Raw genomic sequence first — 10,301 nt, 5'->3', positions numbered from 1 at the left:
GCGATGATGACCCGAGATCAGCATGGCGGCATTCCGCTGGTGTACAGCGAGGAGGTCGCGGACGCTCTCAGTGAGGGCCGGCCCGTGGTGGCGCTGGAGTCGAACGTCATCACGCACGGCCTGCCCTATCCGGACAACGCCGCGACCGCGCGGAAGGTCGAGGAGGCGGTCCGCTCCGGTGGCGCGGTCCCGGCCACGATCTGCCTGGAAGGCGGCCGGATCAAGGTCGGGATGACCGACGAGGACATCGAGCGGTTCGCCTCGGCGTCCGACATCCCCAAGGTCAGCAGCCGGGACATACCGGTGATCCTGGCCCAGGGCGGGCGCGGCGCGATGACGGTGGCCAGCTCGGTGGTGGCGGCGGAGCTGGCCGGCATCCCGTTCTTCACGTCAGCGGGCATCGGCGGCGTGCACCGGGGCGCGGAGAAGACGATGGACATCTCCTCCGATCTGATCCAGTTCACCCGGTCGAAGGTGGCGGTCGTCTGCGCCGGGGCCAAGAGCATCCTCGACCTGCGGCTCACCATGGAGTATCTGGAGACCCACTGCGTGCCGGTGGTGTCCTACCGGTCGGACGACTTTCCCGCGTTCTACTGCGTCTCCAGCGGCATCCGCAGCCCGCAGCGGCTGGACGACGAGCGGGTGATCGCCCGGGCGCTGGAGAACCACTGGGCGCTGGGCAACCGGAGCTCGTTCCTGATCACCACGCCGGTACGGGAGGAGGACGCGATCGACGGCTCAGAAGTGACCGCGGTCATCTCCGACGCGCTGGCCGCCGCCGAGCGGGCCGGCATCCGCGGCAACGCGATCACCAAGTATCTGATGCGCGCGGTCGACGCGGCCACCGAGGGGCGGTCCTCGAGGGCGAACATGTCCGTGCTCATCAGCACGGCGGAGGTCGGCGGCCGGCTCGCCGCCGCGCACGCCCGGTACCTCCGGGAGACCCGGCCGTGAGCCCGGCGTCGGCGAACATGATGCTGTTCGCCGGGCGCAGCCATCCCGAGCTGGCCGAGGAGGTGGCCAAACGGCTGGACGTGCAGCTCACGCCGCAGTCGTCGTACGACTTCGCCAACGGCGAGATCTTCGTGCGGTTCGAGGAGTCGGTGCGCGGCTGCGACGCGTTCGTCATCCAGAGCCACTGCGCGCCGGTCAACAAGTGGCTGATGGAACAGCTGCTCATGGTGGACGCGCTGAAGCGCGCCAGCGCCAAGCAGATCACCGCGGTCATGCCGTTCTACGGCTACGCGCGGCAGGACAAGAAGCACCGCGGCCGCGAGCCGGTGTCGGCCAGGCTGATCGCGGACATGTTCGCCATGGCGGGCGCCGACCGGATCATGACCGTGGACCTGCACACCGCGCAGATCCAGGGCTTCTTCGACGGCCCGGTGGACCACCTCTTCGCGCAGAACCTGCTCGCCGGGTACGTACGCGACAAGTACGGCGGCGCGGCCATCACGGTCGTGTCACCGGACGCAGGACGCACCAAGCTGGCCGAGAAGTGGGCCGACCGGCTCGGTGGCTGCCCTCTCGCGTTCGTTCACAAGACCCGTGATCCGGTGCGGCCCAACGAAGTCGTCGCGAACCGGGTCGTCGGGGATGTGAAGGGCCGGATCTGCGTGACGATCGACGACATGGTCGACACCGGCGGCACGATCTCCGAGGCGGTCGGGCAACTGCTGCGTGAGGGCGCGGCAGAGGTGATCGTCGCGGCCACCCACGGCGTGCTGTCCGGTCCGGCGAGCCGGCGGCTGGCCACCTGCGGCGCCCGCGAGGTGATCTTCACGAACACCCTGCCGATCCCCGACGAGCGGCGCTTCCCGCAGCTGACCGTCCTGTCCATCGCGCCGTTGCTGGCCAGAGCCATCAGGGAGGTCTTCCAGAACGGTTCGGTCACGAGCCTCTTCGACGACCACGCCTGAACCGGTGCGGACCACCCGACCGCCGGCCGGGCCACACCTCCCCGGAGAGCCGAAGGTCCCACGGCGCCGGGACGTCAGGGCCGAAAGGCCGTGCCGTACGGCTCTGCGCCCCCGACGCCGGACGCGATGTGATGGAGACGCGAAAGCAGGGGTCGCAAACCGAAGGGAAGGTGCCGGTCATGGCCACCATCGAAGGACGTCACCAGCGTAATCACCTCACAGAGGTCGACCGGGGCGACGTGGCCGGGCGGACCGCACCGCGGACCGGAGGCGCCCGGCCTGCCGCCTACGCCTGGGCGCTCGCCCGGATCGCCCTCGGCTGGGTGTTCCTGTGGGCCTTCCTCGACAAGACCTTCGGCTGGGGCTTCGCCACCCCCGCCGACAAGGCCTGGGTGCAGGGCGGCAGCCCGACCACCGGTTTCCTGAAGGGCACGGCCGACAACGCGCTCGGCGGGTTCTACGCCGGGCTGGCCGGTCAGGGCTGGGTCGATCTGCTGTTCATGCTCGGCCTGCTGGGCGTCGGCGGGGCGCTCATCGTGGGGGCGGGGATGCGGATCGCGGCGGTCGCCGGAGGTCTGATGATGGTCCTGATGTGGGCCGCTGCACTGCCCCTGGCCACCAACCCCTTCATGGACGATCACATCGTCTACGCGATCGTGCTGGCCGGTCTGGCCCTGGCGAACGCCAGCGACACCCTGGGCATCGGCGCCCGGTGGGGTCGCACCGACCTGGTCAAGCGGCTCCCGATCCTCAAGTAGACACCGCCGGCACGCGAGCGCCCGCCCCCCACCTCCGGGGGGCGGGTGCTTCGCTCTGGAGACCGAGGGGGGCGAATGGGACACTTCTCGCATGAAGAAAGACGAGCCTCGTTCGCTGCTCCCCCACATGCGGCTGGACGACCTGCTCTCCGAACTGCAGGGCCGGCTGGAGGCGGTGCTGGCCACCCGTGACCGCGTGCACGCGCTGCTGGACGCCGTCGTCTCGGTGGGCAGCGACCTGGACCTGGAGACCGTGCTCCGCAGGATCGTCGAGACCGCCACCACCCTCGTCGACGCCTGCTACGGCGCGATGGGAGTGATCGGCGAAGAGAACACGCTTGTCCAGTTCGTCCCGGTGGGGCTGACGGAGGAGGAGATCGCCCGGATCGAGCACTGGCCGCACGGCCTGGGCCTGCTCGGTCTGCTCATCAAGGAACCGCAGATCCTGCGGCTCACGCACATCTCCGACCACCCGGAGTCGTACGGCTTCCCGCCCGGCCATCCGGAGATGGGCAGCTTCCTCGGCGTGCCGATCCGGGTGCGCGACGAGGTGTTCGGCAACCTCTATCTCACCGAGAAGCGCGGGGGAGGGGAGTTCGACGAGGACGACGAGGCCATCGTCGTCGCCCTGGCCACCGCCGCCGGCGTCGCCATCGAGAACGCCCGCCTGTACGAGGACACCCGGCGCCGGGAGACCTGGCTCAAGGCGTCGTCGGAGGTCACCACCCGTTTGCTGTCCGGCGCGGAGCCGGAAGAGGTGCTCGCGCTGATGGCGCGGCGGACCCGCGAGATGTCCGAGGCCGACGTCGTGGCGGTCCTGCTGCCCGGCGATGACGGCGACACCCTTCTGGGCACGGTCGCGGAAGGCGCGGCCGGGGGGATCTCCGCCGGAGCCGGGATCACCGGCCGGGCGGTGGCGATCTCCGGCACCCTCGCCGGGCGGGCCTTCCTGAGCGGGGAGCCGCTCATGAGCAACGACTCGGGCGATGACGACATCGACACCGAGGTCGAAGACGAGCTTTCGGTGGGGCCGGTCGCCGTGGTGCCGATCGGCAGGGTCGGGGCGGTGCGCGGCGTGCTGTGGCTCGGCAAGCGTCACGGGCGCATGCCGTTCAGTCACCTGGAGCTGGAGATGTTCCACGCCTTCGCCGGACAGGCCGCCGTCGCGCTGGAGCTCGCCGAGACCAGGAAGAACGCCGAGCGGCTGGGACTGCTCGAAGACCGCGACCGCATCGCCAAGGACCTGCACGACGTGGTCATCCAGCGGCTGTTCGCCGTCGCCATGACGCTGATGGGGGCGGTCCGCCTGGTCGAACGGCCGGAGGCCTCGTCGAGGGTGCAGAGCGCGATCGACGAGCTGGACACCACGATCCGGCAGATCCGGTCGACCATCTTCGCCCTGCAGACCCCCAGGGAGGAGAGCGCGCCGAGCCTGCGGGCCCAGGTGGTCGACCTCGTGGAGGGGGCGCGCGGCCACCTCGGCTTCATGCCCGGCCTGAGCTTGGAGGGCAGGCTGGACACCGAGGTGTCCCAGACCGTCGGCGAGCACCTGCTGGCCGTCCTGCGCGAGGCGCTGTCCAACCTCGTGCGCCATGCCAAGGCGTCACGCGCCGACGTGACCGTGCGCAACGAGGACCGGCTGCTCACTCTGATCGTGACGGACAACGGGGTCGGGGTGCCCGCGGAGGGACGGCGCAGCGGGCTGCGCAACCTCGAGGACCGCGCACACCGGCTCGGTGGGGCCTTCGAGCTCACCGCACCCGAAGGCGGAGGCACCCGCCTCCAGTGGAGCGTCCCCCTCCACCAACCCCCCACCCCCCCGTGATCTTGTAATTGCTCGCACGTCACCCTCCTGTCCTGCATGGACCGGCTAGGTGATCTTGCAGTTTCTCGCAGGCGGGCCGTCTGGCCTGCGTCTGTACGGTTCGTGATCTTGCAGTTGTGAGTGCAAGATCACGAATGCTGTTTTCGCCGCTCAGTGGGTAGGGCTGCAAGAAAATGCAAGATCACGGACGAGAAGTCGCCTGCTCACGGCACCCGCATGCGAGCATTCGCAAGATCACGGCCAGGGGTGGGGGGGTCAACGGTCGCGGTCGGCCTTGAGGCGGGCGGCGAGGGCCGCCGCCTGGGTGCGGCGCTCCATGTTGAGCTTGCTCAGCAGGTTGGAGACGTAGTTCTTGACGGTCTTCTCCGCCAGGAACATCCGCTCGCCGATCTGGCGGTTGGTCAGCCCCTCGCCGATCAGCTCAAGGATCTGCCGCTCCTGATCGGACAGCGCGGCGAGCGGGTCCTTCCTGGTCGCCTGGTCGCGCAGCCGCTGCAGCATGGTCGCCGTTGTCTGCGGATCGAGCAGCGACTGGCCGGCCGCGACCGTGCGCACCGCGCCGACCAGGTCGGAGCCGTGGATCTGCTTGAGCACATAGCCCGCGGCTCCCGCCATCACGGCGTTGAACAGGGCCTCGTCGTCGGCGAACGACGTCAGCATCAGACAGGCCAGCTCCGGCATCTTCGAACGCAGGTCGCGGCAGACGTCCACGCCGCTGCCGTCGGGCAGGCGGACGTCGAGCACCGCGACGTCCGGTTTGAGTGCGGGGATCCGGGCCAGCGCCGACTCGGCCGTGCCCGCCTCCCCGACGACCTCGATGTCGGTCTCGGCCTCGAGCAGCGCCGCGACCCCTCGCCGTACCACCTCGTGGTCGTCCACCAGGAACACACGAATCATGCCCATACGCTAACCTGCGGCGGGCTCGCTGCGCCGACGGGCCGAAGGTCCCCGGCCGGGATGCCTTTCGCCCGGGGTGGTCCGGACGTCTGAATGATCTGCTTGAGGGCATGGAGGCCACCGTGCGAGCACTGACCGGACTGACGGAGGAGACCGCTTCCCGGCGGCTGGCCGAGTGCGGGCCCAACGAGTTTCCGCAGCCTCGCCCGCCCCGCCTGCTCGCCCGGGCCGTACGTCAGCTCGCCGACCCCATGTCGATCCTGCTGCTGGTCGCCGGGCTGGTCACCCTGGTCGTCCTCGGAGAGGTGCCGGAGGGCGCGGCCATCGTGACCATCCTTCTGGTCAATGTGATCATCGGGGTGAGCCAGGAGACGAAGGCGGACCGCGCCGTACGGGCCCTGCGCACGCTCACTGCCCCCATGGCCAAGGTCGTCCGCGACGGCGCCGTACGCAGGATCCCCGCGGCCGAGGTCGTGCCCGGCGATGTCATGCAGGTGGCGGCCGGAGACCGCGTCCCGGCCGACGCGCGGCTGCTGGAGGCGAGCGGGCTCGGCGTGGACGAGTCCATGCTCACGGGGGAGTCGCTGTCGGCGGACAAGCGGGTGACCGCGCCGGGTGAGGAGCCCGGCGCGGAGACGGGGAAGACGGAGACGGGGGAGACGGAGACGGGGAAGAACGTCCCGCCGGCCGATCGGCACGGCGAGCTGTTCGCCGGGACGCTGGTCGTCCGGGGTGCGGGCGTTGCCGAGGTGACCCACACCGGCGGCCGCACCGAGATGGGGCGCATCGCCGCCGCGCTCGGCGGCGGCGTCAAGAGCCCGCTCGCGGTGGAGCTCGCACAGGTTTCGCGGCGGATCGGCCTGGTCGCCGTCCTCGCCGGCATCGTGATGATCCTGATCGGGCTCACCCGGGTCCAGCGGGGCGAGGCCGCGCTGCTCGACATCATCCTGGCCGGGGTGGCGCTGGCCATCGCCGCCGTGCCGGAGAGCCTGGCCGCTGCCGTCACCACCGCGCTGGCGCTCGGTTCACAGCGCATGGCCAGGCTCGGCGTCATCGTCCGCCGGCTGTCGGCCATCGAGGCACTGGGCGCGACCACCGTCATCGCCACGGACAAGACCGGCACGCTGACCACCGGCCACCTGACCGTGGCCGACCAGGTGACGGTGCCCGGCGGTGACCTGTGGCGGGCCGCCTTGCGCTGCAACGACGCCCGTGACGGCCTTGGCGACGCCGTCGACGTGGCCCTCGCCGTCGCGGCGGAACGCCATGGTGTACGGCTCCCGCCGGGGGAGAGGCGGCTGGCCGACCGGCCGTTCGAGGCCGAGACCAGGTCCATGGCCGTGGTCACCTCGGCGGCGGGAGACGATCGTACGGCGCGGCCGCTGCTGACGGTCAAGGGCGCCCCCGAGGTGGTGCTCGCCCGGTGCGTTCCGGGAGAGGAGACCGATCGGCTGGCGGCTGCGGTGTCCGGTCTCGCCGACCGGGGCCTGCGGGTGCTCGCGCTCGCCGAGAAGGACACCGGAGATCTGGACGCCGGCGGGCTGCGCCCGCTCGGCCTGGTCGCGCTGCGCGACGAGATCCGCCCGTCGGCGCCCCAGGCGGTGGCCGACTGCCGCGCGGCCGGCATCCGGGTCGTCATGGTGACCGGTGACCACGCGGACACCGCGCGCGCGATCGCCGAGGAGGTGGGTATCGAGGCCGACCCGGTGGTGACGGGCGCCGCACTCGACGCGCTGGGCGGTTCCGGCGACTCGAACGGCACCGGTTCGAACGCGGCCGGTTCGAACGGCACCGGCGAGCACGTCCGGGCCGAGCGGGCAGCCCGGCTGCGCGAGGCGGCGGTGCTGGCCCGGGTCGACCCCGCGACCAAGCTCGACCTGGTACGTGCGCTGCGGTCGGGCGGCGAGGTCGTGGCGATGACCGGCGACGGCGTGAACGACGCGCCGGCGCTGCGCAACGCCGACGTGGGGGTGGCCATGGCCGGCGAGGAGGGCACCGACGTGGCCCGGGAGGCGGCGGCCGTCGTCGTCACCAACGGGGAGCTCGGCACGATCGTCAGCGGGGTCCGCGAGGGCCGCCGGCTGCACCACAACGTGGCCTCGATGATCGGATATCTGCTGATCGGCAACCTCGCGGAGATCCTCATCGTCCTCACCGGCCTGATCGCCTGGCCGGAGCTCGTCGTGCCGCTGCTTCCCGTGCAACTGCTCTGGATCAACCTGGTGCTGGACGGCATCCCGGCCATCGCGCTCGGCGTCGACCGGCCGGCCGGAGATCCGCTGGCGCTGCGTCCGCGGGCGGGCGGCCTGCTGTCGTGGCGGGTCCTGAGCCGGATCGCGCTGCGTGCGCTGGTCGTCGGCGCGCTCGTCTTCGCGGCCGTGGAGACGGCACGCCACCTCGGCTGGAGCGAGGAGCAGGTACGCGGCCAGGCCGTGCTCGCCCTGGTCTTCGCCCGGCTGACCCTGGCCTATGTCGTACGGGCCCGCCGCAGGACCTTCGAGCGCGGCTGGTGGCGGGGCCGTGCCGTGCTCGTCGCGGTGACCGCGACCGCCGCGCTGCAGGTGCTGGTGACGGTGGTCCCGCCGCTGGGCACGCCGCTCGCGCTGGTGCCGCTGCCGCCGGTGGGCTGGGCGATGGCGCTCGGCGCCGCCGTGCTCTCCGTGATCGTGTGCGATTTGATCCGCTTCGGTGAGAACGGCGCTCGCGGGGGTGCGGAGGACGGCGCGGGCGGCCGTACCGGGCGGGCGCCGGCCGGGCGGGACGCCGAGCCCGCCGGCCGGGGGGCCTCCTGAGCGACCGATCCCGCCGACACGCCTGGGCGTACGGCGCACCAGCGCACAGCAGGATGCCGGGACGTACGGGATGCCCGGACATGGTGGGGGCCCGCCGGAGCAGGTCCGGCGGGCCCGGGTGTGGGAGAGAGCGTGGCCGCCCGGATCGGTGGCGGCGGGGCGGCGGGGTCAGCTGCTCACCCACCGCTGCTGCCGCAGGTCGTCCCAGTCCCAGCAGAGACGGTTGACGACGTCGACGACGCCGTTGACCCGGCGGATGAGCCGGATGGCGATGTCCGCGCTGCTCCGCTCGGGGATGGTGCCGCCGACGGTGACGACGCCGTCCCGTACGGTGACCTCGATGTTGGAGGTGTCCGTCCACAGGTTGCGTTCGACGATGTCCTCGGCGATCTCGCGGGCGATCTCCTCGTCGGGGCGGACGAACACCTTCAACAGGTCGTGCCTGCTGACGATGCCCGCAAGGCGGCCGTGCCCGTCGACGACGGGGAGCCGCCGCACGCCGTGCCGGTTCATGAGGCGGGCCGCCGACACCACCGAGGTGTCGGAGGAGACGGTCACGGCCGGGGTGGTCATGAGCTCGCCCGCGCTGTCCCCGAGGGCCCTGACGGCAGGGTCGCCGCCCAGGAGGTCGAGGCGGTGGCGCAGGCGGGCGCGCAGCGGCGGCCGGTAGCCCTCGCGGTAGTACCGCTCCCGGAACTCCTCCTTGCGCAGCAGGTCGGCCTCGGAGACCACGCCGGAGACCCGGCCCTGGTCGTCCACGACGGGTACGGCGCTGACGCCGCGCTTGATCATCAGCTCGGCGATGTCCTTGAACGGGGTTTCCGCGTTCACGCCGGCGACGTCACGCGTCATGACGTCCTTCACTTTCACTTGCATGGTGTCCTCCCGGCACGATGTGATCTATTTCGACGTTAGGCCGGGACGTGCGCCGGATGCAGAGGCGTTGGCCCACGCCTCGCGATGACCTTCGGCCTTCGCTTCGGGCGGCGGACCGGGTCCCCCGCCAGAATGGCCGGGGGATCGGGGCATGCCGGGCCCCCGGGGGAAGGGGTCCGCGTGAGGGGGCGCGCGCTCACCCGGGCCACGCACGCCGGGTGGCGGGGGTGGCACGGCGCCGGCCGGCGCGCACCGAGACTGGAGGATTCCGATGACAGAACCGATCGTGGTCGCGACCGACGGCTCGCCCGCGGCGACCGCCGCCGTCGAGTGGGCGGCCGACGACGCGGCGCGCAAGCGCCTGCCCCTGCGCATCGTGCACGTCCTGGACCGCCTGCCGTACGACATCCCCCGCTATCCGATTCCGGATTTGCACGACCACCTGAGCCGGTCCGGCGGGCAGATCCTGGACGAGGCCGAGCGGATCGCCCGGGATCGGTCGCCGGACATCGAGGTCACCGTCGAAATGGCCGAGGGGGACCCGGTCCATGTCCTGCGACGGCGGGCCGAGCACGCCGTCGAACTGGTCGTCGGCAGCCGCGGCCTGGGCGGTTTCACCGGGATGCTGCTCGGCTCGGTCAGCACGCACGTGGCCGGTCAGGTGGAGGCCCCCGTGATCGTGGTGCGACCCGGCGCGGCGACGGTCCACCCGGAGATCGTCGCCGGGTTCGACGGCTCGCTGGAATCCGAGGCCGCCCTGGCCTACGCCTTCGAAGAGGCCGGGGTGCGCGGCTGCCGGCTGCGGGTGGTGTACGCCTGGCAGATTCCGGTGTACGTCTACGCCCCGGAGCTCGCCTACGACATGGACGAGACGCGGCGGGTGCAGGAGGACTTCGTGGCCGACCGGCTCGCGGCGTGGCGGGAGCGGTACCCGGGCGTGGACACCGTGCTGGACGCCGTCTCCGCGCACCCCGTCACGGCGCTCGTCGAGGCCTCGGCGGAGGCCGCCCTGCTGGTCGTGGGCTCCAGGGGGCGCGGCGCCGTACGGTCGCTCGTGCTCGGCTCGGTCAGCCGGGCCGTGCTGCACCACGCCCGGTGCCCGGTCGCCGTCGTACGGCCGAAGGCGCCCGTCGAGGGGGAGACGCCCCAGGCCGATATCTGAGGCCCCGCGGTCCCGGGCGGCACCCGTGCCGTCAGCCGGAGAACCGCGATCAGCCGGAGAACCGGGCATCAG

The 10,301-nt window shown here is 71.8% G+C and carries 8 protein-coding genes; 6 read left to right on the top strand and 2 right to left on the bottom strand.

What is annotated here, in order from left to right:
• Positions 1-3 precede the first annotated feature (3 nt).
• The 4 genes from ACQP1K_RS14350 to ACQP1K_RS14335 all read left to right on the top strand — a co-directional run bounded on the left by ACQP1K_RS14350 (position 4) and on the right by ACQP1K_RS14335 (position 4,502).
• A complete protein-coding gene (locus tag ACQP1K_RS14350) occupies positions 4-954 on the top strand; it encodes a pseudouridine-5'-phosphate glycosidase (protein WP_433501394.1) in 951 nt (316 codons plus the stop codon).
• 20 nt (positions 955-974) lie between these two features.
• Complete coding sequence (locus ACQP1K_RS14345) at positions 975-1,919, top strand: ribose-phosphate diphosphokinase (protein ID WP_433501554.1); 945 nt, start codon at positions 975-977, stop codon at positions 1,917-1,919.
• 179 nt (positions 1,920-2,098) lie between these two features.
• Positions 2,099-2,677, top strand: coding sequence for a hypothetical protein (locus tag ACQP1K_RS14340; protein WP_433501393.1), 579 nt, complete (start codon positions 2,099-2,101; stop codon positions 2,675-2,677).
• 91 nt (positions 2,678-2,768) lie between these two features.
• The gene (locus tag ACQP1K_RS14335) at positions 2,769-4,502 is read left to right on the top strand and encodes a sensor histidine kinase (protein WP_433501392.1); all 1,734 of its coding nucleotides are present in this window, start codon (positions 2,769-2,771) and stop codon (positions 4,500-4,502) included.
• A 255-nt stretch (positions 4,503-4,757) separates the two neighbouring features.
• On the opposite strand, the gene ACQP1K_RS14330 is transcribed toward ACQP1K_RS14335, so the two are convergent.
• Positions 4,758-5,399 carry a response regulator gene (locus tag ACQP1K_RS14330; protein ID WP_433501391.1) on the bottom strand — a complete coding sequence of 214 codons (642 nt, stop codon included), beginning with the start codon at positions 5,397-5,399 and terminating at the stop codon, positions 4,758-4,760.
• 110 nt (positions 5,400-5,509) lie between these two features.
• On the opposite strand from ACQP1K_RS14330, the gene ACQP1K_RS14325 reads away from it, so the two are divergent.
• Complete coding sequence (locus ACQP1K_RS14325; RefSeq protein ID WP_433501390.1) at positions 5,510-8,191, top strand: cation-translocating P-type ATPase; 2,682 nt, start codon at positions 5,510-5,512, stop codon at positions 8,189-8,191.
• A 168-nt stretch (positions 8,192-8,359) separates the two neighbouring features.
• On the opposite strand, the gene ACQP1K_RS14320 is transcribed toward ACQP1K_RS14325, so the two are convergent.
• A complete protein-coding gene (locus ACQP1K_RS14320) occupies positions 8,360-9,067 on the bottom strand; it encodes a CBS domain-containing protein (RefSeq protein WP_433501389.1) in 708 nt (235 codons plus the stop codon).
• 271 nt (positions 9,068-9,338) lie between these two features.
• Here ACQP1K_RS14320 and ACQP1K_RS14315 point away from each other — a divergent pair, with 271 nt between their 5' ends.
• Positions 9,339-10,229, top strand: coding sequence for a universal stress protein (locus ACQP1K_RS14315; protein WP_433501388.1), 891 nt, complete (start codon positions 9,339-9,341; stop codon positions 10,227-10,229).
• The last annotated feature ends 72 nt before the right edge of the window (positions 10,230-10,301 follow it).

This window comes from Sphaerimonospora sp. CA-214678 (assembly GCF_050942215.1).
Lineage (GTDB): Bacteria > Actinomycetota > Actinomycetes > Streptosporangiales > Streptosporangiaceae > Sphaerimonospora.
The sequence above is the reverse complement of the archived record's forward strand: the minus strand, read 5'-3'. Positions and strand labels throughout refer to the sequence as shown.